Here is a 24811-nt window from a genome sequence, read left to right as displayed (position 1 = left end):
TTGCCCCGCCCCTCATCGCCGCTTCCGCACCAGCCGCCGCTTCGCCGCCGCCTGCGCGGGCTTCCGGGGGTGATACTTCCCCCCCTTCCGTCGCGGGGGCCGCACCACCGCGCCTTCGACCGACAACAGGTCCAGGATCAACCCGCCCGTCACTGGCACCGCCTCGGCCAGCCGCACCATGACCTTCTGCCCGATCCCCAAGACCAGCCCCGTCTCTGATCCCATCAGCGTCTGGCTGCCTTCGTCATAGTTGAAGTATTCCCGGCCCAAAGCCCGCACAGGGATCAGTCCGTCCGCCCCGGTCTCGTCCAGCCGCACGAAGACCCCGAACCGCTGCACGCCCGAGATCCGCCCGGCGAACTCCGCCCCGACCCGATCCGCAAGATAGGCCGCCAGGTAGCGATCCGTCGTGTCCCGCTCCGCCGCCATGCTCCGCCGTTCGGCCTCGGAAATAAGCTTCCCCGTCTCCTCCAGGTTCTCCTCGTCCCATTGGCTCAGTCCGTCCTTCCCCCAGCCATGCGCCGAAATCAGCGCTCGGTGGACGATCAGGTCGGAATAGCGCCGGATTGGACTGGTGAAGTGGGCATAGTTCCGCAGCGCCAGCCCGAAATGCCCGAAATTCTCCGGGTGGTAATAGGCCTGCGTCATCGACCTCAATGTGGACAGGTTGATCAGCTCATCAAACTCCGTCCCCTGCGCCTGGGACAAAAGCCGGTTCAGGTGCTTCGTCTGCAACACCTGCCCCTTGGCCAGCGTCATCCCCGCGCCTTCCGCCACCTCGCGTAAGCCCTCCAGCTTCAGCGGCGAGGGTTCCTCATGCACCCGGAACAGCAAGGGCCGCTTCAGCCGGATCAACTCCTCCGCCGCCGCGACATTGGCGAGGATCATGAACTCCTCGATCAGCTTGTGCGCCTCCAGCCGCTCCTTGAAGGCGACCGAGACGACCTTGCCCTCGGCGTCCAGCTCGATCTTCCGCTCCGGCAGCTCCAGGTCCAAAGGCTGCCGCCCCTCCCGCGCGCGTTTCAACGCGGCATAGGCGGCGTACAGGGGCTTCAGCACCGGCTCGACCAGCGGCGCGGTCTTCTCATCCGGCGCCCCATCCACCGCCGCCTGCACCTGCGCGTAATGCAGGGATCCCACCGACCGCATCATGCCGCGGACAAAGCGATGTCCCCGCTTGTGCCCGCCCGCGTCGATCACCATCCGCACCGCCAGACAGGCCCGGTCCACGCCTTCATGCAGGGAACACAGATCGCCCGACAGGATGTCCGGCAGCATCGGCACCACCCGGTCGGGGAAATAGGTCGAATTCCCCCGCTTGCGCGCCTCGCGGTCCAGGGCTGACCCCGGCGTCACATAATGCGCCACATCGGCAATCGCGACCCAGATCACGAAGCCGCCCACATTGCCAAGGTCCGTATCCGCTTCCGCATAGACCGCATCGTCCCGGTCCCGCGCATCGACCGGGTCGATGGTCAGCAGCGGCACCTCGCGCAGATCCTCACGTCCCGTCATCCCGACAGGTTCCGCCCGATCCGCCTCGGCGATCACCGCATCAGGGAAGACATCCGGGATGCCATGCTGATGGATCGCGATCAGAGACGCCGCCCGCGGCCCCGCGGGGTCGCCCAGCCGGACCGTGACCCGCGCTGCCGGCAGCCCCAGACGCCGCGCGCCCACCGCTTCGGCCTCGACCAGCTCGCCATCCCGCGCGCCGCCGGTCATGTCGGCGGCCACGCGCCATTCCTTGTCCGAGCCCTTCTCGGTCGGCACGACCCGCCCGCCCTCGGCGCCCAGCCGGAAGATTCCCAGCACCTTCCTGGGGTTCGACCCCAGCGCCCGGATCAGCCGCGCTTCATAGGCGTAATCGTCCAGATCGACCTTCGCCAGCCGCGCGAGGATCCGGTCGCCCGCGCCAAGCGCCGGATCGCCCTTCTTCGGGATGATGAGGATGCGGGGGCTGTCGTCCACCCCCTCCTCCAGCGGCTTGGCATAAAGATCGCCCTGCGCATCCGGCGGCAGCACCTGCAGCACCGCCACAGGCGGCAACACCCCTGGCTCGCGAAAGCGACGGCCGGATTTCTCGACCACGCCTTCGCTCTCCAGCTCGCGCAACAGGGCTTTCAACTCGATCCGCGCATCGCCCTTGATGCCGAAGGCCTTGGCAATGTCACGCTTGGCCGAAAGGCCGGGGTTCTCGGAAATCCACTGACGGATTTCATCCTTGGAGGGCAAAGGTTTCATGCCCGCAGACCTAGCACGCCAACCGGCGCAAGACTACCCGACCCGTATTTGCCCATGTCCCAAATACTCACCTTCGGCCCGAGCGGATTTGCGTCCTTCACGCAAAGCCGAGAGACAAAGGACTTGCGCGTCAGCGCTCCGCTTGAAAACCGCCGTTCAAAGGGCGAGACGCATGTGCCGGTGGGGAATCCCTGCGTCCAGGAACTCCTCGCCCTCGACCTGAAAGCCCAACTTTTCGTAGAACCCGGTCGCATGCGACTGCGAGCCCAGATAGGCCTCGGACACTCCCGGGATCCGCCCCAGCTCCTCCAGCGCCGACCGGATCAGCGCCGCACCCAGGCCCAGCCCCCGTGCCTCGGGCAGCACGCAGACCCGGCCGATCTTGCCGACAGCACCCTTGACCAGCAGTCGCGCCGTGCCCACCGGACACTCCCCGTCCCAGGCCAGAAGATGGATCGCCCGGCCATCCAGCCCGTCGACCTCATCCGCCTCGCTGACGCCCTGTTCGTCGATGAACACCACCCGGCGCAGGGCCTGGCAGGTCGGGATGTCCTGCGTCACCTCGATCTTCAGGGTATCGGAAAGGCTCATGCGAAATACTCCCGCAGGATGCGGCCATAGATCGACTTCAGCTGCTGGATATGCGCGATTTCCACCCGCTCATCGACCTGGTGCATGGTTTTGCCGACCAGGCCGAACTCGATCACCGGGCAATGGTCCTTGACGAACCGCGCATCCGATGTCCCGCCGCTGGTCGAGGCGACCGGCTTCTTCCCCGTCTCGGCCTGCACAGCGCGCGCCACCAGCGCCGACAACTCACCCGGCGGGGTCAGGAACGCCTCGCCCGACACGGAAATCTTCAGCCCGATCTCGCAGCCCGAAGCCTCGGCCACCGCTTCGGCCTCATGCCGCAGCCAGGCCGACAGCGTGTCGCCGGAATGGGTATCGTTGAACCGGATGTTCACCGTGGCCGTCGCCTGCGCCGGAATCACGTTCGAGGCCGGGTTGCCGCAGTCGATCGTGGTGATCGCAAGCGTCGAGGGGTCGAAATGCTGCGTCCCCCGGTCCAGCGGCTCGGCGTCAAGCTTGGCCAGCAACTTCACCAGCGCTGACAGGGGGTTCTTCGCCCGGTGCGGATAGGCCGAATGCCCCTGCACCCCCGTCACCGTGATCCGCGCCGTCATGCTGCCGCGACGGCCGATCTTCATCATCTCGCCCATCTCGTTCGGGCAGGTCGGCTCGCCCACCAGGCAATGCGTCATCCGCTCGCCGTTGAACGCCATCCAGTCCAGGATCGCCACCGTGCCGTCCTTGCCCTCGCCTTCCTCGTCGCCGGTGATCGCCAGGATCACCGCGCCGTCGGGGGGCGTCTCGCGCACGAAATCCACAGCCGCCGCGACAAAGGCCGCCACCCCCGACTTCATGTCGCAGGCGCCCCGGCCATACATCACCCCGTCCTTCACCTCGGCCCCGAACGGATCATGCCGCCAGGCCGCCACGTCTCCTACCGGCACCACGTCGGTATGCCCGTTGAACCCGAACGCCTTGTTCGCCCCCTGCTTGCCCCAGCGCGCATAAAGGTTGGCAATCCCGCCCCGGTCGACCCGCGTGCAGGCAAAGCCCGCCTCGCCCAGCACCTCGGCCAACAGCGCAATCGCCCCGCCCTCGGCCGGAGTCACCGACGGGCACCGGATCAGCCGCGCAGTCAGGTCGACAGGGTCTAAAGGATCGAAAGGCATCATCTGGTCCACAGTTCGGGCAAGGAAGGCATCCCTAGCGGCTAGCGGTCAAGCCTGCAACCGCAAGGCGACCGTGGCGTGGGGTCAGTCGAAGAACGGCGTGATCTCGGCCACGATGACCGAGTTCTCCTTCAAGGCCCGCTCCATCAGGAAGCGTTCCTCGTCGTCAATTTCCTCGCCCGACTTCAGCCGTTCTTCCAGATTGCCCAGACCCTGCACCTCCAGTGGCGACAGGTCGGCCTCTTTCAGGATCGCCACCGTCTCGCGCACCGCCTCGGCCTCGTCGACGCCCGAGGCATAGCACAAGAGCGCCGCGCCCGTAGCCTTGGGCGGCAACCCGTCGCCCTCCTTGCGGCCGACCTCGACGATCAGGGAGTAGACCTGCTGCGGGCGCTTGGGTTTGCCGCCGTCCTCCGGAGCGTCACTCATTGGCAGGACCTCAACAGGTTCACATAACCATCCTGGATCACCGCAAGCCCCTCCGGCACCCGCATCATCATGATGCGTTTGGAATAAGACTCACCCTCGCCGTTGCATTCGCCGTCATACAGCACCGCCGACATACCGTTCACCGCCACGGGATTGGTCAGCTGGCAGGCGCTTTCGACGCCGTAATACACGTCGTCCTGCACCGCCAGCGCGCCGCCATCCTGGCCGACGGACGTGCAGTCCCAGCCCTCCAGCCCATCCGGCCGGTAAAGTCCGTCGAACGGCCCGGCGGCAAGCGATGTCGCCGAAACTGCCAGAAACAGGAAAGCCCCGAAGCTGCGCATCCTCAGGCCCTCAAGAGTTCGTTGATGCTGGTCTTCGACCGGGTCTGCGCATCGACCTTCTTCACGATCACCGCGCAGTAAAGGTTGATCCCGCCCTTCGACGGCATGGACCCCGCCACGACCACCGACCCCGCCGGGACCTCGCCATACATGACTTCCCCGGTTTCCCGGTCGACGATCTTGGTGGACTTGCCGATGAAGACCCCCATCCCCAGGACCGAGCCTTCGCGGACGATGCATCCCTCGACCACCTCGGACCGCGCGCCGATGAAGCAGTTGTCCTCGATGATCGTCGGCCCCGCCTGCATCGGCTCCAGCACCCCGCCGATTCCGACGCCCCCCGACAGGTGCACGTTCTTCCCGATCTGCGCGCAGGACCCCACGGTGGCCCAGCCGTCCACCATCGAGCCTTCATCGACATAGGCCCCGATGTTGACGAAGGACGGCATCAGCACCACGCCCTTGGCGATATAGGCCGACCGCCGCACGATCGACCCGGGAACGGCACGGAACCCGGCGTCACGCCACTGGTTCGCGCCCCACCCCTGCCATTTCGATGGGACCTTGTCCCACCAGTTCGACCCGCCATTCGACCCGGAAATCTCGTACATGTCGGTCAGACGGAACGACAGAAGGACTGCCTTTTTGGCCCACTGGTTGACATGCCAGTCGTTCCCGCGCTTTTCCGCCACCCGCAGCGACCCCGAATCCAGCGCCGTCAGCGTCGCCTCGATGGCGTCCCGCACCTCGCCCTTCGTGGCCGGAGAAATCCCGTCCCGCGCCTCCCAGGCGGCTTCGATGGCGGCTTCAAGCGCGGCATGGCTCATGGGATTTCCCTTTTCGGTTGGTCATGGGGCAGGCGACCCTATAAGGCTTGCCCAAGACCCACGCAATTCCCGAGTGCCCCGATGAAAGACGAACCCCGCAGCCATCCCTTCCGCGATTCAGTCGAGGATATCGCCGCCGCCAAGCGCATCCCCGATACGCCGCAGACCCGTGCGCCGGCCTATCGCCTTGCCTTCGCCGACCGCGATTTCATGACCCGGGACGAACTGCGCCCTGTCCGCCTGCAGCTGGAACTTCTGAAACCCCAGCTCATCATGGACGAACGCGGCATCGAATCCACCATCGTCATGTTCGGCGGCGCCCGCATCCCCGCGCCCGAACACCGCGACACCGCCCGGACCAAGACGCTGGCCGACCTGTCGCACTACTATGACGAGGCGCGGCGCTTTGCGAAGATGATGACCGAACGGTCCCTGGCCAGCTACGGGCGCGAGGACGTGATCTGCACCGGCGGCGGCCCCGGCGTGATGGAGGCCGGCAACCGCGGCGCGGACGAGGCCGGGGGACAAAGCATCGGTCTCAACATCGTCCTGCCGCATGAACAGGCCCCGAACGCCTATGTCACCCCGGACCTGTCGTTCAACTTCCACTACTTCGCGATCCGCAAAATGCACTTCCTGATGCGCGCCAAGGCCGTCTGCGTCTTCCCCGGCGGTTTCGGCACGATGGACGAGATGTTTGAATCGCTCACCCTGATCCAGACCGGCCGGATGAAGCAGATTCCCTTCCTCCTCTTCGGGCGGGACTGGTGGGAAAAGGTGGTGAACTGGAACCATCTGGCAGAGGCCGGGGTCATCAGCCCCGAGGACCTGTCCCTGTTCGCAATGGTCGAAACGGCGGAAGAGGCGGTGTCGGTGATCGACGGCTGGACAGTCCCCGCCTGACGCTGGCGCAGGGTGTGTTACAGCGCACCATCCTTCGCCGTCATGCCCTTCAACCACACCCTGCCGTCCCGCATCTCGCCCGTGACCAGCTTGTCAGGCGTTGCCACGTCGGGAAACTGGTCGGTCCAGTCACGAAAGCGGTCATTCGTGACGATGCGCGCCTTCAAATCGCGCGCGGTCTCCAGCAGGAAAGGGTCAGCTTGCTTGCCCGTCGGCACGACCAGGATCTGATCCAGGGGCAGGGACAACAGCCGCGACAGGTCCCGTTCGCCCATGAACTTGCCCATAAGCTTGTAGCCGACATTGGCATCGAAGACGACGCCGGGCTTCATCCCGCGCCGCGACAGGTCATGCACGACCTGCAACAGCGGGTTCAACTGCGGCGTGTTGTCCATCCAGTGCATCACGTTCGACCCGTCGATCAACACGATCTGCCGGTCGTCACCCGCCTGCGGCGCAGCCAAGGCCCGCCGCTGTCGATTCCCGCCACGCTTGCCGCGCGGGGGCGTGCGGGGCGGTTGCCTCAGTACTATGACACCAAGCACCAGAAGGCCCAGCACCAGCAGCGCTACAACGATGCCGATCGACATGGAGTCCACCATCAGCTCCTGCGCCGGGGCTTTCGGTGCTGAAATGAACTGTTGCAAAAGCGGAAGACCGAACATGCGGCCAGTTTTCCCGAAACTTTGCGCGAAGGCAAAGCCGATTTGCGAAGGGTTGAAAACATCGCCTCACCCCCCGCCGAACACCTCCGCCGCCGAAACCAGCGCGATCTCACGCATCACGTGCCCCCGATTCGCACCCTTTGGTTAACGCCACCCGAGCCATCCCGACGTCGGGACAGATACCTGACGCATGCCCGACGGATGCCATACCGTTAACCTGTTCGAAATGTCCTGAATTAGCCCAGCGTTCTCAGGGGTTTGCGGTCTCCCGCTCCCATCCGTCCAGGAACTCCACCCTGTCACACCCGGCAAACACCGCCAGACGCCCCAACTCCGCCTCCAGCTTTGCCCGTCTGCCCTTGGTCAGTTTCACCCCAACCTCCGGCCAGAACCCCTTGACCCGAAGCGCACCCACATCGCGGAAGGCCTTCACGTCAATGCGGCCCACCAGCCGGTCCCCCTCCATCACCGGGAAGACATAGTAGCCCCAGACCCGTTTCGGTTCAGGCACGAAGACCTCGATCCGGTAGAAGAAGCCGAACAGGAATTCCGCCCGGTTCCGGTCGCGCAGCGCAGGATCGAAGGGCGACAGGATGCGCAGGCGGGGGGTCGGCTCGGGCGGCTCCTCCTCCAGAATTTCGGGGAAGATGAAGACCTTGCGGCGCTGGCCCAGCACGCCTTCGACCTCGGCTTCGATAATCTCTCCCCGCGCCAAAGCCGTCCGGCACCAGTCCTTCGCCGCTTCCGGCCCGACCGCCTTCCAATAGGCTGCGATCTCGCCCGAGGTTCCGAAACCCAGATGCCGCAGGGCCGTGCGGCAAGCCCAGTCGCTGACCTCAGCCTCCGGCACGGGCGCCCGGTGAACCTCGGGGATCACCCGTTCTGTCAAGTCGTAGATCTTGGCGAACCCGTCCCGCCGCGTGATGGCCAGCTTGCCCGTCCGCCACAGCCATTCCAGCGCGGTCTTCGACGGATGCCAGTCCCACCAGCCCCCCTTGCCCCGCACCTCGCCCTCGCCGACATCTGCGGTGCCCACCGGGCCGTCCTTGGCTATCCGGTTGAGAATGCTGTCGAATTGATCGACATACCCATCCCTGAACCAGCTGCGCCAGTTCGCCTCCAACCGCACCGCGTCGCGCTGGAACCGGTGCTGCCAGACCCCGTGCAACCGCGTCGGCAGGATCGAGGCGTCATGCGTCCAATGCTCCCAAAGGCTCCGGTCCCGCTCCAGAAGCCGCTTCAGCGCCGGGGGCCGATAGGACTGCCGCCGCGACCACAGGATCATGTCATGCGCCCGGGCGACCGTGTTGATGCTGTCCACCTGCACGAAGCCGATCCGCTCGATCAGGTCGTGCAAGGCCTGCCCCGAGGCCGGGCCGACCGGGGCTTCGGCAAGGGCGTGGCGGTCAAGAAACAGGCGGCGGGCGCGGGGGTTCGGGATCAGCGGAAGCATCCCCAACCCCTAACATTGCAAAGTATTTCGGCAAATGGAGGATTTGTGACCACAGAACGCCGCTGCGGCGATTGCAGCGGGCGAATCGGTGAATACTATCGTTCAGTCTCCTCACAGATGACACCGAAACACCTTGGCGACGCCCGGACCTCCGGACGTGTGCCGGAAAGGACTGTAGAGCATTGGTTCACGACACGCCCCTGATCACCACGCTGGTAACCGGCTTCGGGCTTGCCTTCGTCTTCGGACTTCTGGCGCAGCGCCTGAAGCTGCCGCTGATTGCCGGTTACCTACTTGCCGGTGTGGTGATCGGTCCGTTCACCCCGGGCTATGTCGCGGACATGGGGCTGGCCACCGAACTGGCCGAACTCGGCGTGATCCTCCTGATGTTCGGCGTCGGGCTGCATTTCTCGCCGCGCGATCTGATGGCCGTCAAGGCGATCGCGGTGCCCGGGGCGATTGGCCAGATAGCGGTTGCGACCCTTTTCGGGACGGCGATGGGCTGGGCCATGAGCTGGGGCCTCGGTGCCTCCTTGATCTTCGGTCTGGCGCTGTCGGTCGCCTCCACCGTCGTGCTGCTGCGCGCGCTGCAGGACCGCGATCTTGTCACCACCGACAAGGGCAAGGTTGCCGTCGGCTGGCTGATTGTCGAGGACCTGGTGATGGTCATCTCGCTGGTTCTGATACCGCCGCTCGCTGGCCTGCTTGGTGGCACAGCAATGCCGGTGGCCGAAGAGGCCGAGGCGGTTGCCGAAGTGACCCGCAACATCGGCATCGGTCCGATTGCGGCCACCGTGCTGATAACGCTGGCAAAAGCTGCCGCCTTCGTGGCGCTGATGCTGGTCGTCGGACAAAGGGTGGTGCCCTGGATCCTGCACTTCGTGGCGCAGACGAAATCGCGCGAACTGTTCCGGTTGTCTGTGCTCGCCATCGCGCTGGGCGTCGCCTACGGGGCGACCTATTTCTTCGGCGTCTCCTTCGCGCTGGGCGCGTTTTTCGCCGGAATGGTGATGTCGTCCTCGACGCTTTCGCAGCAGGCCATGCGCGAGACACTGCCCCTGCGCGACGCCTTTGCCGTGCTGTTCTTCGTGTCGGTCGGCATGCTGTTCAACCCGGGTGTCATCCTGGCCTCGCCGTTGGCCCTGATCGGAACCGTCGTCATCATCGTCATCGTCAAATCGGTGGCCGCCTATTACATCGTGCGCGGGTTCGGGCACGGCCACGACAAGGCCCTGACCATCGCGGCCAGCCTTGCGCAGATCGGGGAATTCTCGTTCATCCTGATCAGTATGGGCGTCACGCTCGACATCGTCCCGACCGAGGCGCGCGATCTGGTGGTGGCAGGCGCGATGATCTCGATCCTCGCCAACCCGCTGTTGTTCCACCTTCTCGACCGGCGCGATGCGCGCAAGGCCGCCGCTCCGGTGGCACCCGCCAGCGAGGCAGGTCCGTCGAGCGACGCCAGCACAGGCGAGCCGTCGGTCAGATCGCCCGACCCTGCAGCAGTTTCGGCAGCTCTCCCGTCAAGCCCGCCGCCTGCCGGATGAAACCACGGCGCAGGCCAGGAAGGGCGTTGACCACGCCCATCCCAAGGTCGCGGCCCAGCCGGAGAATCGGGTTGTCGCTGGAAAACACCCGGTTGACCGTGTCCATCCCCAGAGCCAGCGCTGTGGCATCGAAGCGCCGCCAGCGCTGATACTCCTCAAGTGCTGTGGGGCTGCCAGGATCTTCGCCACGGCGGCGGGCCAGGATCAGCACCTCGGCAAGTGCCGCCACGTCGCGCAGACCAAGGTTCAGCCCTTGCCCGGCAATCGGGTGCACCCCATGCGCCGCATCCCCCACCAGCGCGACGCGCGGCGCGATGAACCGTTCCGCCAGCGACAGTGACAAGGGATAGGTGAACCGGTCCCCGGCCAGGGCAATCTCGCCCAGGAAATCGCCGAACCGGGGCCGCAGGGCCTCCAGATACTCGGCATCCGGCAGGGCCTGGATCGCCGCGGCGGTCTCATCCGTCTCGCTCCAGACGATGCTGGAATGGTGGCCGCCCTTCAGCGGCAGGATCGCGAGCGGCCCCGCAGGCATGAAGAACTGCTGCGCCACACCTTGGTGGTCCTTCTCATGCCGGATCGCCGTGACCAGCGCGGTCTGGCCATAACCCCAACCCACCCGCCGGATTCCGGCCCGCGCCGCCGTCGCAGACCCGCGCCCGTCGCAGCCGACAAGAAGCCCCGCCGTCAGGGTCTTGCCAGACGCCAGCGTGACCGTCACGTCCGACGGCCCGACCTCTTGCGCCACCACGGTCTCGCCGGACAGAAGCGTCACCCCCGGCGTGGCCGCCATCGCCTGCAGGAAGGCCGCATACAGGTGACGGTCCTCCAGCATGAAGCCCATCGGGCCTTCCTCGATCTCGGCATGGTCGAAATGCAGGAAGAAGGGCGCGGCCCCTTCGCCCGCCCGCCCGTCGCTGGCCTTGATCTCCAGCATCGGCTGCGCCTTGTCGGCCAGCCCGCCCCAGACCCCGATTGCGGTCAGCAGACGGACCGAGGCGATGGCCAGCGCATAGGCCCGCCCGTCGAACCCGGCCTCCGCACGCGCGGGCGCCGGTCGCGCATCCACCACCGTCACCCGGAATCCGCCCTGCGCCAGGGCCAGGGCCAGCGCGGGGCCGTTCAGCCCGCCGCCCACGATCAGAATATCCGCATCGCGTGTCATGCGCCTTACATACCCCGCGCGGGCGGATTGTCCATGCGTCGCCAAGCCGCTACCTTCCCTGCAACATGGGGGATCAGATGACCGGAACCTGGGCGCATATGACGGCCGCCGACCTTGGGCGCGAGATCGGCAAGGGCCGCATCCACCCCGTCGAACTGACCGAGTTCTTCCTGGACCGGATCGAGACGCATCCCCTCTCCCCCCGCATCTACGCGCGCGCCACCGCCGCCCGGGCGCGAGGCGAGGCGATGGCCGCCGCCGCCCGCGCCAAGGCGGGCCTGCGCAAGGGGTTGCTGGACGGGGTGCCGCTCAGCTGGAAGGACCTGTTCGACACGGCAGGCGTGGCAACCGAGGCGGGATCGGCCCTGCTGAAGGGTCGCACGCCCGACCGGGATGCGACGGTGCTGGAAACCGCGACGCTGCAGGGCCTCGTGTGCCTCGGCAAGACGCATATGTCAGAGCTGGCCTTCTCGGGCCTGGGTCTGAACCCGGTGACAGCCACCCCGCCGAACCTGAACGACGACAAGGCAGTGCCGGGCGGCTCGTCCTCAGGCGCTGCGGCCTCGGTTGCCTTCGGCCTCGCCCCTGCGGCCATCGGGTCGGATTCTGGGGGATCAGTTCGCATCCCGGCGGCATGGAACGACTTGGTCGGTCTCAAGACCACAGCGGGCAGCCTGCCTTTGACCGGCGTGGTCCCACTGTTCGAGGCGTTTGACACCATCGGGCCGCTGGCCCACTCGGTTGAGGACTGCAATCTCCTGTTTGCCGCGCTTGGCGGGCATCAGGCCGCCGACCTTGCCGGGGCCAGCCTGTCGGGTATGCGGCTAGCGATACTTGAGACGGTCGCACTGGAAGACGTTCGGGATCGGCCAGGTCAAGGCTTCGACGATTCCACCCAGCGGTTGGCACGTGCGGGGGCGCGGATTGAACGCGTTTCGGTCCCTGAAACGGCCGAGGCAGTGGCGCTTGCCGGGATCCTATGCACCGCGGAGGCCTACGGAACCTGGCGAGAAACCATTGAACGTGCGCCAGAAAAGATGTTCCCGCGTATTCTGGAGCGTTTCCGGTCAGGCGCGCAGATCAGCGCGGTGGACTATGTCGCGGGCTGGCGGCGGCTGCATGAGATTCGAGCTAACTGGGCTGATCGGGTCGCGGGCTACGATGCTGTGTTGCTGCCGACGTCACCCATTCTGCCGCCGGATGCGAACCGACTGATGACCGATGACGCCTATTACGTTTCGGAAAACCTGCTGGCGTTGCGCAATACCCGGATCGGCAACATGCTGGGGCTGTGTGCCCTGACCCTGCCGACATCGCAGCCGTCCTGCGGCATCACGCTGATGGCCCGGCCGGGCGAGGAAGCGCGGCTTCTGCGGCTGGGTGCGGCGGCGGAACGCGCGCTGCTCTAGACCCGGTGGTAGGGCAATCCTGCAAGGATCGTCGCGGCCCGGTAAAGCTGTTCGGCAAGCATCACTCGCACCAGCATGTGCGGCCAGACCATGCGGCCAAAGCTGATCGCCAGATCGGCCCGCGCGCGCAAGCTGGGGTCGATTCCGTCGGCCCCGCCGATGACAAAGGCCGCGTCCTGCCGCCCGCCATCGCGCCACTGCGCCAGGGTCTGAGCGAACTCGGGGCTGGAGAGTGTCTTGCCCCGTTCATCCAGCACGCACAGCGCGGCGCCTTCGGGAATCGCGCGGGACAGAAGCACCGCTTCCGCCACCATCCCGCCACCCTTCTTGTCCTCGACCTCATGTTCGGTCACCGGGCCAAGGCCCAAGGGTCGCCCGGTGCGGTCAAGCCGTTGCAGATAATCGTCGACCAGGTCGCGCTCGGGTCCCGCCCGCAGGCGGCCCACGGCGCAGAGGTGCAGTCGCATCAGGCCTTGGCAGTGCGGGCCGCGCCCGCCGCAGCGCCCATCGGCAGCCACATCTTTTCCAGCTGGTAGAAGTCGCGCACTTCGGGGCGGAAGACATGGACGATCACGTCGCCCGCGTCGATCAGCACCCAGTCGCCGGTCTCCTTGCCTTCCATGCGGACGGAAATCCGCATCTCCTGCTTCAGCCGGTCAGCGAGCTTTTCCGAGATGGCCGCCACCTGACGCGATGACCTGCCCGAGCAGATGACCATGTAATCGGCCACGTCCGACCGACCGCGCAGGTCGATCTCGACGATGTCCTCGGCCTTGTCGTCGTCGACCGATTTCAGGACAAGGTCCAGAACGGCTTGCGAACTGTGCGCTTCGGGACTGGCAGCGCCCTCGGCGGGCGTCGGGCGCGGACCGGTCGGCAGACCGGTGGCGGGATCAGAATGCGACAGGACCGGGTCCTCCAGAGACAAGCGCGGGCAGGAAGGCAGACGACAGGCCCCCGCGCCGGGCCATGGTCCCAGACTAGCACCCGGGCGGGGCAATCTCAACCGAAGGCGGGCGGGTACGCCTTATTCCGCGCCTTGGCAAGGCTTGATCGCGGCCAGGGTCTCGGGGCCAAGCAGGTCCGACAGCCTGCCGTCCGCGATCAAGGGCAGGAAGGGCGCATCCTTTGCCATGCGGATCAGCACCGACCCCCGCGCATCCGGTGCGGGACCCGCGCCTATGGCACAACCGCCAATGCCAAGCCCCAACGACCCCCTGGCGTTGCCCTCTTGCTTCCAGGCGGCAATCTCGGCCTGCACCTCCCGCATCCGCGCAACGTCGGGCTCGCCAAGCGCAAAATGCCGCGCCGTTGCGTCTTTGGGCAGGTCGATTCCGCTCGCCACCGGACGATCCTCAAGGCGGAAGGTCTCGCCCATTTGCTCCGCGCCCCGGCTGGCCCCCAGCTTCAGTTCCGCCTTCCCCGGGCTGATCGCAAGGCCGGGAGGCAATATCACCACCAGTTCGATCGCTGCAGGGTCGGCCGTCAGGGGGTCAAGCGTCGCCAGCCGCGCGGCTGTCGAGGGCATTATGGCGGAACAGGCGGCCAGCGCAAGGCTGGTCAGCAGGGCGGGGGTCGGGCGCATCTGATTCTCCTTTGACAACGATATTTGGCTGTAATACGATAAATTATCGTCGTGAAAAGAGGCAATCATGCAAGACCAATCCCGCCTGCAGTCCTTGTCCGGCATCCTCTACTGGGTGGCCCTTGTCCTGTCGGTCGCCCTGCCGCTTCTTGTCCTTGTCTACGCCGGGAAATGGGTGACCGACCCCGCCTCGCTCCTGCCCCGCGCGCCCGGCCTTCCGGCTGAGACAAGGGTAACCCCCACCCAGGCAGGCCTTGTTGCCGCCGTCGCCCTCGTCTCGGTCCTGCCGATGGTGTCCGCCCTGCGCGGCATGGTCCGGCTGTTCGCCCGCTATCGCGAGGGCGATGTCCTGTCCGCCGAGAACGCCGAGACGATCCTGCAGATCGGCCGCGCGCTGGTGCTGGTCGCGGTTTTCACCATCCTGACCCCCACCCTGCAGGCCCTGATCCTCAGCTGGAACGCGCCAGAACGGACCCTGTCTGTCGGCCTCGACAGCGGCACTCTCGGCTTCCTGATGGCGGCCGGGCTGATGACCGTCATCGGCTGGGCCATGCGCGAGGCCGCCGCCCTCAAGGCCGAGAACGCGGGGTTCGTCTGATGTCGACCCTGCAAATCGTGGTCCGCCTGGACGTCATGCTCGCCCGGCGCAAGATGCGGTCGCGTGAGTTGGCGGAACGGATCGGCATCACCGAACAGAACCTCAGCCTGTTGAAGTCGGGCAAGGTCAAGGGCATCCGATTCGACACCCTTGCTGCCATCTGCACCGCGCTGGACTGCCAACCCGGTGACATCCTGGAGGCGGAACCCGCCCCCTAACCCTTCGGGCCCAGAACTTCGTCCTGGTGCTGGCCCAGCCTCGGCGCGGGCCGGTCCAGCGCCAACTCGGCACCCGAGAAGGTCATCGGGCTGCGCACCCCCGGCACGCCTTCGGGCGCGATCTGCAACCCCCGCGCCACGACCTGCGGGTCGGCAAAGACCTCGGCCAGATTGTTGATCGGCCCGGCGGGAACGCCCTCGGCCTCGCAGGCCGCCAGAAGGTCCGCCTTGGCCCAGGTTTTCGTGGCCGCCGTCAGCCGTTCAGTCATCGCCGCCCGGTTCGCGATCCGGTCGGCGTTGGTCAGGAAGGCAGGCTCGGTCGCCATCGCCTCCAACCCCAGAATCTTGCACAGTCGCTGGTACTGCCCGTCATTCCCGGTGGCCAGGATCAGCCAGCCATCCTTGCAGTCGAACACCGCGTAAGGCGCCAGGTTCGGATGCGCGTTGCCCATCAGGCCAGGGGCCTTGCCCGAGGCCAGATAGTTCATCGCCTGGTTCGCCATCACGCTGGTCGCCACGTCCAGAAGCGCCATGTCGATCTGCTGGCCCTCGCCCGTCCTCCCGCGCTGCACCAGCGCCGCCAGAATCGCCGTGGCCGCATAGACCCCGGTAAAGATGTCCGTGACCGCCACGCCAACCTTCTGTGGCTGACCATCCGCAGGACCCGTGACCGACATCAAACCCGACATTCCCTGGATGATGAAGTCATACCCGGCGCGATGCGCATAAGGCCCGTCCTGCCCGAACCCTGTGATCGAACAATAGATCAGCCTGGGGTTCAGCTTGCGAAGCGACTCCCAGTCGAGACCATACTTCGCCAGCCCGCCGACCTTGAAGTTCTCGATCACCACATCGGCATCGGCCACCAGCCGTCGCACCGTCTCCTGCCCCTCGGCCGTGCGGAAATCGCAGGTGATCCCGCGCTTGCCCCGGTTCGCCGAATGGAAATAGGCGGCGGTCCGCTCGCCCCCCGCCTCGATGAACGGAGGCCCCCAGCGCCGCGTATCGTCGCCTTCGGGGGCCTCGACCTTGATCACATCGGCACCCAGATCAGCCAGCGTCTGACCGGCCCAGGGGCCCGCCAGAATCCGCGCCAGTTCGATGACGCGGATGCCGTCCAGCGGTGCAGCCATGTTACTTCGCCAGTTCGGCTTCGATGATGGTCTTCAGGTCCTCGAAGCCCATGTTGCCGTGTTTGGCCCCATTGATGAACAGGGTCGGAGTCCCCTCGACACCATCGGCTTCGAAGTTGGTCTGAAACTGCTTGATCAGCGCCTCGGCATTTGCCGTGTCGTTCAGGCAGGCATCCATCGCGGCATCCTCAAGTCCTGCCGCGCGACCGATGGTTTTCAGGTTCTCGACCACCTGTTGCGGATTCTCCGAAGCGGCCCATTCGGTCTGCTTGTCGAACAGCATGTCATGAATGCCGAAATACTTCATCTCGCCGCCGCAGCGGGCGATCAGCGCGGCCCACAGACCATAGCGGTCGAAATAGACCTCGCGCAGGGTGAAATGCACCTTGCCAGTGTCGATGTAGTCCCGCTTCAGATCCTTGAAGGTCGTGGCGTGGAAGTTCGCGCAGTGCGGGCAAGTAAAGCTTGCATACTCGACGATCTTCACCTTGGCATCGGCCGAGCCCATCGAATAGTCGGTCACCGCAGGCGCGGTCGTGGCCGTCGTGGTTTCCTGTGCCAGGGCGGGCGTCATCGCCGCAGTGGCGGCGGCGGCAAGGGCAATCATCGCCCGGCGGTTCAGTTTCATCATGGGTCGGCGTCCTTTGTCAGCCCGAATTCAAGATCGGGGGCGAGTTAAGATGTTTTGCGCCAGCTGTTCAAGCGCGCTGCGCAAGCTTGGGTCGGCCACGCTCTCGGCCACGGCCTGCGCCTTGGCGGTTGTGGCAGGATCGGGGGCCTTCGCGGCCTTGGGGGCCGGGGTGAACTCGGCCTGGCCCTCGGCAAAGCCGGTGGCCGCCGTCTGGGTCAGGTGGATATGGTTTACGGCGGCATAGCCGTAGACGGCGTTCACGCGTTCCTTCAGCACCGGCAGCGCCATCTGCACCATCGGCGCCTCACTGGCCTTGACCAGCAGCGTCAGCGTCGCGCCCATGCCGCCCTTGCCATAGCCGATCTTCACTGGCCGGGTCTTGCGGGCCATCTCCTCACCCGCGACTTCGGCCCAATGGGTCAAGAGCCGCGTCACGGCAAAGCCACGCGATTCCCCGGCGGTGCGGACCGCGTCCTTCATCAACCCGAACGCCGGTTCGAATCCGCGCATGCGGTGCTCGGCATTGGGTGAGGGAAGGGGTTTGCGCGCCATTTGCTCCTGTCCTTGCCGCTTATTCTATCGCAAGGGGCCGCACCCGCCAGTGGCTAGGCTGAAACAGGAATAAACATTGTGTTATGCCCTGGTTACCGGGTCATTTCTGCATTCTGCTGGCCACCGGCGGTGTGCCCGCTATCTTCGCCGCGATGCTGGACCCCGAATCCCTCTGTGCGCAGCTCTTGTTCTGGTATGACCGCCACGCCCGCGTCATGCCCTGGCGCGTGTCGCCGCAGGACCGGGTCGAGGGCGTCCGCCCCGACCCCTACCGCGTCTGGCTGTCCGAGGTGATGCTGCAGCAGACAACCGTGGCCGCCGTGAGGGACTACTTCCACCGCTTCACGGCCCGCTGGCCGACGGTTGCCGACCTCGCCGCCGCCGAGGACGCGCAAGTGATGGGCGAATGGGCGGGCCTCGGCTACTACGCCCGCGCCCGGAACCTGCTGAAATGCGCCCGCGCCGTTGTCGCCGACCATGGCGGCAAGTTCCCGACCAGCCGAGAGGGCCTCCTGACCCTCCCCGGCATTGGCCCCTACACTGCCAGCGCCATCGCCGCTATCGCCTTCGACGAACCCGCCACCGTGGTTGACGGCAACGTGGAGCGGGTGATCTCCCGCCTCCGCCTGGTCGAAACGCCCTTACCCGCTGCCAAGGCAGAGTTGACCGCGCTGGCCGCAGAACTGACCCCCACCCAGCGCCCCGGCGACTACGCCCAGGCGATCATGGACCTCGGCGCGACGATCTGCACTCCGCGCTCCCCGGCCTGCGGCATCTGCCCTTGGTCCCATGCATGCGCCGCGCGCGCCGAAGGCCTCCAGGCCGATCTCCCCCGCAAATCCCCCAAGCCTGACAAACCCACCCGCCGCGGCACACTCTGGCTTGGTCACAGCGACGGGGCGATTCTCCTTGAACGCCGTCCCGAGAAGGGCCTCCTCGGCGGCATGCTTGGCATCCCCGGCGACGGCTGGGACGGGCAGGGCGGCCCCGCCCCGGCGGTCGCCGCCTGGCAGGAGATCGGCGAGGTCCGCCACACCTTCACCCATTTCCACCTGGTCCTGACCGTCCTCACCGCCCGCCTTGACGGCCCGCCCACCCGGGGCGACCTCATCCCCCGCCAGCACTTCCGCCCCGCCGACCTGCCCACCGTCATGCGCAAGGCCTGGGACCTCGCCCGCCATACGCTCGGCGATTGAAGCCCCCCGGGTTCCACAGCATACTTCCGCCACCGTCAGCCATGGTGACCGATGCCCAACGCACCCACCAAGACCCTCGGGTTCCTGCAAGCTCTCCCCTTCTGGTTCGCGCTGGGCATGGTGCCCCTGGCGGTGATCGGAGCCACGCAAGGCGGCTGGTATACGGCACTGGTCCCCGGCTGCTCGATCATCTTCTACTCGATCCTCGACGCGGTGACCGGGCTGGATCAGGACAACGCCGACCCGCAGTCCACCGAAAGCCTGTTCTGGTACCGCCTTCTGACCCTGATCTGGTTCCCGATCCAGTTTGTCATCCTGTTCTGGACGATCTGGTACGCCACCCGCGCCGATCACCTTGGCACCCTGGAATTGGGAGTCCTCTTCTTCGGCATCGGCATCCTGACCGGGACCGTCGGCATCAACTACAGCCACGAACTCATGCACCAGAAATCGCGGCTGGAACGCTGGCTGGGCGATCTCCTCCTCGCCTCGGTCCTTTATTCCCACTTCCGGTCCGAGCACCTGCGAGTGCATCACCTGCATGTCGGCACCCCACGCGACCCGGTGACCGCGCGTTACAACGAAGGCTTCCACCGGTTCTTCCCCCGTGTCCTGTGCCAGTGCCCGCAATCCGCCTTCAGGGCCGAGGCCGCAATGCTGGCCCGCAAGGCCCTGCCCTGGTGGCACCTGTCGAACCCGTTCTGGCTTTATGCCGCGCTGCAGGCGGGGATGCTGGCACTGGCCGCAGCCCTTGGCGGCTGGCTTGGCCTTCTGCTCTTCCTCTACCAGGCGCTGGTCGCGATCTGGCAGCTAGAGGCGGTGAACTACGTCGAACACTACGGCCTGACCCGCCGCCACCTTGGCGACGGCAAATACGAACACGTCCGCCCGCATCACAGCTGGAACGCCGCGCATACCGCGTCAAACTGGCTTCTCATCAACCTGCAGCGCCACTCGGACCACCACTACAAGCCCGACCGCCGCTTCCCGCTGCTGCAGACCTATTCCCAGGACGAGGCGCCGCAACTGCCGCTCGGCTATCCGATCATGGTCTTCATCGCCATGGTCCCGCCCCTGTGGAAACGGGTGATGAACCGCCGGGTAAAGGACTGGCGGCGCTTCCACTATCCCGACATCACCGACTGGCACCCCTACAACAAGGCGCTGAACCCGGTCACAGCTTGACAAACATACCAAATGGTATGTAATTTCGGCCTCACCCACGGGAGGCCGCCATGAAGCTCTACTATTCGCCCAACCTGAATCCCCGGGTTGCCGTGGCTGTCGCGCGCCATCTGAAGTCGCCGGTCGACTATGTCGCTGCCTCACCGATGCACCCAGACCATCAGGAGGCCTTCCGCCCGATCAATCCGAACACCCGCGTGCCCGTCCTGACCACGGACGCCCGCAACTACTGGGAAGCCGACGCCATCGCCTGCAAGCTCTCGGCGCTGGCCGGGTCGGACTTCTGGCGCACCGGCGACAGCCAGCCCGAGATGGTGATGTGGATATCCTGGGCCACGCATCACCTGAACCGGGCAGGCGATGTCTTCTACTTCTGGAAACTGATCGCGCCGAGCTTCATGGACTTCCAGCCCGAACAGTCGGTCTTCGACGAGGCGATGGGCGACTGGCGGCAGTTCATGGGCGTTCTCGATGGGCAGCTGCAGGGGCGGACATGGCTGGTCGATGACCGCCTGTCCTATGCCGACTTCCGCGTCGCAACCTGCTTCCCCTTCGCCGAAGCCGCTGGTTTGCCGATCAGCGATTACCCGCAAGTTCAAAGGCTGGCGGATCAACTGAACCAGATCGAAGCTTGGCGCGATCCCTTCGCAGGGCTGACGAAGACAGCGGGCTAGCAGTAGCAAGGGTAACGGGTCCTGCTCGGAAAAGGTGGCAGAACCCTGCTTCAAGGATCATTGCCCCGAAGCTGCCGACCGGCGCTCATTGGCCCGTCCAGTGAAAACCATGTACCTCCGCCGAGTCTCCCTCGCGCTTCAACCTGTCCAACCGGGCCCAGCCCTCTGCCACTGTCGGAACTCCTTCCGAGTGCCAGGGCCAGATCACATAGTTCGGCCCGTCCCAAGGGCCGAACCATTCTTGGCGGCGACGCAGATAGGCACCAGGCACTGTGCGCTCTACGAAGAAGCGAAGCGCCTCGGTCGTTTCCCAGACTGAAAGGCTGATGGCCAGACAGGGATCGGCATCGGCTGCCTGATACCCACCGCTGCCTTCGACCGTGCTCCCCTCATCCGTCCAGCGCCAGACAAAACCCGGACTGCGGTCCGCAACAGCATTGACGCGAATGGTGTTGTTGGTGAACTCGGCAACCCTCGGATCGCCTGGTGGATGCAGAAGCCGGGCAACGTTGAAATGCGCGATTGTCATGACGAAGTCCTCCCCAGGCCCGGAAGGATTATCTCACAACTCCGGTCCTCCGTCGCCGGTCAAGAAATCGTCCTCAGCAGACCACTTCGATCAACCTCGGACCGCGTTGCCCCATCGCCTCGGCAAACGCCGCGTTGAACCCGGCCATATCTTTCACCTGCACCGCCTGAACGCCATGCCCCTGCGCCAATGCAACCCAGTCCAGGTTCGGCCCTTCCACGTCAAACATCCGCTGCGCATTGTGGCCGACCTCGTTCACCCCCATCGCCGCCAGCTCGTCGCGCAGGATCTGGTAGCCGCGGTTGGCGAAGATCACCGTGGTCACGTCCAGCCCTTCGCGGGCCATCGTCCACAACGACTGCAGCGTGTACATCCCCGACCCGTCGCCCTCCAGCACCACGACCTTGCGGTCCGGGCAGGCGACCGCCGCGCCCACCGCGTTCGGCAGGCCGAACCCGATGGACCCCCCCGTGATCGTCAGCGCGTCATGCCCCCGCGCCCGCTTCAGCCCCGGCGCCAGGTAGTAGGACGCTGAAATCCCCTCATCCACCACCACCGCGTTCTCGGGCATCAGCGCAGCAATCGCCTCGCCGACCTTGGTCACGGTCAAAGCGCCCTCGGGGAGGGCGGGCAAGTCGAGGCTGACGAAATCCTCGGGGCCAAGCTCCGCCTCGCCCAACTCCGCGGCCAGTGCCTGCAGGGTCCATTCGATGTCCATCTCGCGGCTGCACAGCTCGATCAGCCGCGTCTCCGGATCGTCGGGGGTCGAGGGCAGGCCGGGATAGGCGAAGAACCCCGCCGGTCGGGCAGTCCCGCACAGGACCAGCGATGGCACCCCGGCCAGAAGCTTGCGGTTGTCCTCGATCCTGTAGGCCATCCGTTCGATCTTCACCGAGCCCGCTCCGCGCCGGAAGCGGCTGACGAAGAAGGGCTGCATCAGCCGCGCGCCGCAGGCCTTGGTCAGGCGCGTGGCCAGATGCCCCAGATCGGTGAACAGCGCCGGTCCGTCGATCATCAGGATTGCCCCAGGCTGGCGCAGGGCATTGGCCGCCGCCGTGACCTCCTCCCGCGACGGACGCCGCAGGGCAGGGGGCGGGGCCGCGACGGCAAAGCTCGACGCCTCCTCCCAGGCCGTGTTGGCGGGCAGGATCAGCGTTGCGATCTGTCCGCCTTTGGCCCGCGCCGCCTGGATTGCCTCGGCCGCGTCGCCGCTGACCTTGGTCGAGGACGAGGAGACCCGCGTCCAATGGGACACAGCCTGGGCGATCCCCATCGTGTCGCCCTTCAGTGGGGCCTCGAACCGCAGATGGTAATCCGCATGGTCGCCCATGATGTTCAGGACGCCCGACTGCGCCTTTCGGGCATTGTGCAGGTTTGCAAAGGCATTGCCGAAGCCGGGGGCCAGGTGCAGAAGCGTCGCCGCCACCTCCCCTTTCATCCTGAAATACCCATCCGCCGCGCCGGACACGCCGCCCTCGAACAGGCAAAGGATACAGCGCATTTCCGGGTGCTGGTCGAGTGCATGGACAAAGTGCATCTCCGACGTGCCGGGATTGGCAAAGCAGACGGTCACGCCCGAGGCAAGGAGCGTCTCCACCAAAGTCTCTGCGCCGTTCATATCCGCCTCCGTCTTCTGGGGGTCCAGAAGACCGGATTCGGGGCTTGCGCACAACCCGAAAGGGCCAAAAACCGCGGGTAAAGAAACCCCTAACGTTCGCGGCCAAGCGATTGATTTCAAATGACCATCAGACTTTGTCCACCGTGGACACATGAAAAAAACCCGCCAGGACATCCCGGCGGGGTAAAGGTGTCCCCCAGGCGGTCCGGGGGACAGGCGTGTTCCTGAATCTCAGTGGGTGCGGCTTCCGTCAGCCTCCATCTCGGCCCGGATTTGCTGCCGCAGGATGTCGATGGGGACCATCTTCCCGTCCCGTTTGAAGTGCCAGTAGGTCCAGCCGTTGCAGGACGGCGCCCCCTCCAGCGCGGCCCCGACCTGGTGGATGCTCCCCTTCACGTCGTTCCCGATCAACGTCCCGTCAGCCCGGACCTTGGCCTTGAAGCGGTTGCCCAGGGAAAACAGCTCCTCCCCCGGCCGCAGCATGCCGCGTTCGACGACCTGCCCGAACGGCACCCGAGGCTCCGCCCGCTTGGACCCGCTGACCTCCAGGGCCGAGGCATCGAACCGCCGCACCCTCTCGATCCGCTCCGCTGCGGCTTTCCGATACGCCGCCTCCCGCTCGATCCCGATGAAGTCGCGGCCCAGCATCTTCGCCACCGCCCCCGTCGTCCCGGTCCCGAAGAACGGGTCCAGCACCACGTCCCCCGGGTTCGTCGTCGCCACGATCACCCGGTGAAGAAGCGCCTCCGGCTTCTGCGTCGGATGGGCCTTGTCGCCGTTTTCATCCTTCAACCGCTCATGCCCGGTGCACAGCGGGATCACCCAGTCCGACCGCATCTGCACGCCGTCATTCAGCGCCTTCAGCGCCTCGTAGTTGAAGGTATATTTCGCCGCCTCGTCGCGGCTGGCCCAGATCAGCGTCTCATGGGCGTTGGTCAGGCGTTTTCCTTTGAAGTTCGGCATCGGGTTCGACTTCCTCCAAACGACGTCGTTCAGAAGCCAGAACCCAAGATTCTGTAGTTCGGTTCCCAACCGGAACACATTGTGGTAGCTGCCGATCACCCAGATCGCACCGTTCGGCTTCAGAAGCCGCTTTGCAGCTGCCAGCCAGTCACGGGTGAAGGCATCATAGGCGGCAAAGCTGGAGAACTGGTCCCAGTGGTCGTCCACCGCGTCGACCTTGGAGTTGTCGGGCCGGTGCAGCTCGCCTTTGAGCTGCAGGTTGTAGGGGGGATCTGCGAAGATCAGGTCGACAGAGCCTGCGGGAAGTGAATTCATCACCTCGATGCAGTCACCCGCAAGGATCTGGTTCAGCGGAAGTGCCCCTTCCGCCGCGGTATTCCTGGTCGTCATTCTCTGCCTCTGCCCCCGGCATCATTGGTGTACCGGTGTTGTCAGAATCATGAGTCAGAGCCGATTCGCCGTCAAATTCTTTTTTGAATCAAGAGCTTATAGAATTCCCTTGATACAATATGTTGTGGACAGGTTTGAAGGAACGTCTATGCCAAGGGGTCACGCCTAGATTTTGCAGTGCCTCAAGATGTGCCTTTGTCGGGTAGCCTGCATTGGCTTCCCAGCCGTAGCCGGGGTGCTGTTGCGCCAAATCCACCATGATCCGGTCCCGCGTGACCTTGGCAACGATGGACGCCGCAGCGATCGACAGGCACTTTGCGTCGCCTTTCACGATTGGGGTCGCAGCGCAGCCAAGTCCGCGGGGAATGAGATTTCCGTCGATCAGCGCATGGTCGGCCCGTAGCCCGGCCACAGCGCGCTCCATCGCAAGGTGGCTGGCGCGGAGGATGTTCAGCGTGTCGATCTCCTCGACTGTCGCATGCGCGACTGACACCTCGGCGAGGTCCATGATCTCATCAAACAAGGCGTCGCGCCGCGCGGCGCTCAGCATCTTTGAATCGCGCAATCCTTTTGGGATCCGGTCCGGAGACAAAAGCGCCGCACAGGCCGTCACCGGGCCTGCCAGTGGCCCACGGCCGACTTCATCGACCCCGACCACGCGAAGTTCGCCGCGGTCGAACGCGGCCTGCTCATGCCAGAAGTCGGGAAGGATGCCTGTCATGCGCCCCGGACTACCCCGGATATGCCGACGGAAAAAGGGGGTGGGAGCTGCTCACCCTCCCACCCCCTCAGCGGAAGCGGGTCAGGGCGAACC

General features: G+C 65.7%; 27 protein-coding genes. 8 read left to right on the top strand and 19 right to left on the bottom strand.

Annotated elements, in window-relative coordinates; genetic code table 11:
• Positions 1-12 precede the first annotated feature (12 nt).
• The 6 genes from rnr to dapD all read right to left on the bottom strand — a co-directional run bounded on the left by rnr (position 13) and on the right by dapD (position 5583).
• Positions 13-2244, bottom strand: a complete 2232-nt coding sequence (rnr, locus tag E8M84_RS20320) for a ribonuclease R (RefSeq protein WP_137113078.1) — start codon at positions 2242-2244, stop codon at positions 13-15.
• A gap of 156 nt (positions 2245-2400) precedes the next feature.
• Entirely contained in the window at positions 2401-2817 is a 417-nt protein-coding gene (locus E8M84_RS20315) for a GNAT family N-acetyltransferase (RefSeq protein WP_137113127.1), read from the bottom strand.
• A 14-nt stretch (positions 2818-2831) separates the two neighbouring features.
• Entirely contained in the window at positions 2832-3986 is a 1155-nt protein-coding gene (dapE, locus tag E8M84_RS20310) for a succinyl-diaminopimelate desuccinylase (RefSeq protein ID WP_394347441.1), read from the bottom strand.
• Between the two features lie 81 nt (positions 3987-4067).
• Positions 4068-4412, bottom strand: coding sequence for a hypothetical protein (locus E8M84_RS20305; RefSeq protein ID WP_137113077.1), 345 nt, complete (start codon positions 4410-4412; stop codon positions 4068-4070).
• Complete coding sequence (locus tag E8M84_RS20300; RefSeq protein ID WP_137113076.1) at positions 4409-4756, bottom strand: hypothetical protein; 348 nt, start codon at positions 4754-4756, stop codon at positions 4409-4411. The genes E8M84_RS20305 and E8M84_RS20300 overlap by 4 nt, the downstream gene beginning before the upstream one ends.
• A 2-nt stretch (positions 4757-4758) precedes the next feature.
• Positions 4759-5583: a 2,3,4,5-tetrahydropyridine-2,6-dicarboxylate N-succinyltransferase gene (gene dapD / locus E8M84_RS20295; protein WP_137113075.1), complete on the bottom strand. Its 825-nt coding sequence runs from the start codon at positions 5581-5583 to the stop codon at positions 4759-4761.
• Positions 5584-5664: 81 nt separating this feature from the next.
• On the opposite strand from dapD, the gene E8M84_RS20290 reads away from it, so the two are divergent.
• Entirely contained in the window at positions 5665-6486 is an 822-nt protein-coding gene (locus E8M84_RS20290) for an LOG family protein (protein ID WP_137113074.1), read from the top strand.
• A gap of 17 nt (positions 6487-6503) precedes the next feature.
• Here E8M84_RS20290 and E8M84_RS20285 read toward each other — a convergent pair whose 3' ends face one another.
• On the bottom strand, positions 6504-7151 hold the full coding sequence (locus E8M84_RS20285) for a hypothetical protein (RefSeq protein WP_240790473.1): 648 nt from the start codon (positions 7149-7151) through the stop codon (positions 6504-6506).
• Positions 7152-7401: 250 nt separating this feature from the next.
• Positions 7402-8604 (bottom strand): winged helix-turn-helix domain-containing protein, encoded by a 1203-nt coding sequence (locus E8M84_RS20280; RefSeq protein ID WP_137113073.1) that lies wholly within the window; start codon positions 8602-8604, stop codon positions 7402-7404.
• 182 nt (positions 8605-8786) lie between these two features.
• Here E8M84_RS20280 and E8M84_RS20275 point away from each other — a divergent pair, with 182 nt between their 5' ends.
• On the top strand, positions 8787-10151 hold the full coding sequence (locus E8M84_RS20275) for a cation:proton antiporter (RefSeq protein WP_137113072.1): 1365 nt from the start codon (positions 8787-8789) through the stop codon (positions 10149-10151).
• Here the strand turns inward: E8M84_RS20275 and E8M84_RS20270 are convergent.
• Entirely contained in the window at positions 10087-11316 is a 1230-nt protein-coding gene (locus E8M84_RS20270; protein ID WP_137113071.1) for an FAD-dependent monooxygenase, read from the bottom strand. The genes E8M84_RS20275 and E8M84_RS20270 overlap by 65 nt on opposite strands.
• Before the next feature lie 77 nt (positions 11317-11393).
• Here E8M84_RS20270 and E8M84_RS20265 point away from each other — a divergent pair, with 77 nt between their 5' ends.
• Positions 11394-12725, top strand: coding sequence for an amidase (locus tag E8M84_RS20265; RefSeq protein WP_137113070.1), 1332 nt, complete (start codon positions 11394-11396; stop codon positions 12723-12725).
• On the opposite strand, the gene rlmH is transcribed toward E8M84_RS20265, so the two are convergent.
• From rlmH to E8M84_RS20250, 3 genes are all read right to left on the bottom strand, one after another.
• On the bottom strand, positions 12722-13192 hold the full coding sequence (gene rlmH / locus E8M84_RS20260) for a 23S rRNA (pseudouridine(1915)-N(3))-methyltransferase RlmH (RefSeq protein WP_137113069.1): 471 nt from the start codon (positions 13190-13192) through the stop codon (positions 12722-12724). The genes E8M84_RS20265 and rlmH overlap by 4 nt on opposite strands.
• Positions 13192-13647, bottom strand: coding sequence for a ribosome silencing factor (gene rsfS, locus E8M84_RS20255; protein WP_394347443.1), 456 nt, complete (start codon positions 13645-13647; stop codon positions 13192-13194). Before rsfS ends, rlmH begins: the two co-directional genes overlap by 1 nt.
• 105 nt (positions 13648-13752) lie before the next feature.
• Positions 13753-14310, bottom strand: coding sequence for a hypothetical protein (locus E8M84_RS20250; RefSeq protein WP_137113068.1), 558 nt, complete (start codon positions 14308-14310; stop codon positions 13753-13755).
• A 67-nt stretch (positions 14311-14377) separates the two neighbouring features.
• Here E8M84_RS20250 and E8M84_RS20245 point away from each other — a divergent pair, with 67 nt between their 5' ends.
• Together E8M84_RS20245 and E8M84_RS20240 are read left to right on the top strand one after the other, a co-directional pair.
• The gene (locus tag E8M84_RS20245) at positions 14378-14908 is read left to right on the top strand and encodes a DUF2975 domain-containing protein (protein WP_137113067.1); all 531 of its coding nucleotides are present in this window, start codon (positions 14378-14380) and stop codon (positions 14906-14908) included.
• Complete coding sequence (locus E8M84_RS20240; RefSeq protein WP_240790471.1) at positions 14908-15126, top strand: helix-turn-helix transcriptional regulator; 219 nt, start codon at positions 14908-14910, stop codon at positions 15124-15126. Before E8M84_RS20245 ends, E8M84_RS20240 begins: the two co-directional genes overlap by 1 nt.
• Here the strand turns inward: E8M84_RS20240 and E8M84_RS20235 are convergent.
• Genes E8M84_RS20235 through E8M84_RS20225 form a run of 3 tightly spaced genes read right to left on the bottom strand, consistent with a single transcriptional unit; the run spans position 15123 to position 17442 of the window.
• The gene (locus E8M84_RS20235) at positions 15123-16259 is read right to left on the bottom strand and encodes a CaiB/BaiF CoA-transferase family protein (RefSeq protein ID WP_137113066.1); all 1137 of its coding nucleotides are present in this window, start codon (positions 16257-16259) and stop codon (positions 15123-15125) included. The two genes, E8M84_RS20240 and E8M84_RS20235, sit on opposite strands and share 4 nt — an antisense overlap.
• A 1-nt stretch (position 16260) precedes the next feature.
• Entirely contained in the window at positions 16261-16866 is a 606-nt protein-coding gene (locus E8M84_RS20230) for a DsbA family protein (RefSeq protein ID WP_394347442.1), read from the bottom strand.
• 51 nt (positions 16867-16917) lie between these two features.
• Positions 16918-17442, bottom strand: coding sequence for a DUF721 domain-containing protein (locus tag E8M84_RS20225; RefSeq protein WP_240790470.1), 525 nt, complete (start codon positions 17440-17442; stop codon positions 16918-16920).
• Between the two features lie 152 nt (positions 17443-17594).
• On the opposite strand from E8M84_RS20225, the gene mutY reads away from it, so the two are divergent.
• From mutY to E8M84_RS20210, 3 genes are read left to right on the top strand one after another with little or no spacing between them, the layout of a single operon-like run.
• A complete protein-coding gene (mutY, locus tag E8M84_RS20220; RefSeq protein WP_137113064.1) occupies positions 17595-18638 on the top strand; it encodes an A/G-specific adenine glycosylase in 1044 nt (347 codons plus the stop codon).
• A 51-nt stretch (positions 18639-18689) separates the two neighbouring features.
• Positions 18690-19823 (top strand): alkane 1-monooxygenase, encoded by a 1134-nt coding sequence (locus E8M84_RS20215; RefSeq protein WP_137113063.1) that lies wholly within the window; start codon positions 18690-18692, stop codon positions 19821-19823.
• A gap of 50 nt (positions 19824-19873) precedes the next feature.
• Entirely contained in the window at positions 19874-20497 is a 624-nt protein-coding gene (locus tag E8M84_RS20210; protein ID WP_137113062.1) for a glutathione S-transferase family protein, read from the top strand.
• Between the two features lie 85 nt (positions 20498-20582).
• Here the strand turns inward: E8M84_RS20210 and E8M84_RS20205 are convergent, their stop codons facing one another.
• From E8M84_RS20205 to E8M84_RS20190, 4 genes are all read right to left on the bottom strand, one after another.
• Entirely contained in the window at positions 20583-21026 is a 444-nt protein-coding gene (locus E8M84_RS20205) for a DUF3291 domain-containing protein (RefSeq protein ID WP_137113061.1), read from the bottom strand.
• A gap of 73 nt (positions 21027-21099) precedes the next feature.
• Positions 21100-22644, bottom strand: coding sequence for an acetolactate synthase large subunit (locus tag E8M84_RS20200; protein ID WP_137113060.1), 1545 nt, complete (start codon positions 22642-22644; stop codon positions 21100-21102).
• 231 nt (positions 22645-22875) lie between these two features.
• Entirely contained in the window at positions 22876-23997 is a 1122-nt protein-coding gene (locus E8M84_RS20195) for a site-specific DNA-methyltransferase (RefSeq protein ID WP_137113059.1), read from the bottom strand.
• Between the two features lie 88 nt (positions 23998-24085).
• On the bottom strand, positions 24086-24718 hold the full coding sequence (locus tag E8M84_RS20190) for a ribonuclease HII (protein WP_137113058.1): 633 nt from the start codon (positions 24716-24718) through the stop codon (positions 24086-24088).
• Positions 24719-24811 lie beyond the last annotated feature (93 nt).

The sequence above is a fragment of the Rhodobacter sp. SY28-1 genome, assembly GCF_005222785.1.
Classification (GTDB): Bacteria; Pseudomonadota; Alphaproteobacteria; order Rhodobacterales; family Rhodobacteraceae; genus Tabrizicola.
The sequence above is the reverse complement of the archived record's forward strand: the minus strand, read 5'-3'. Positions and strand labels throughout refer to the sequence as shown.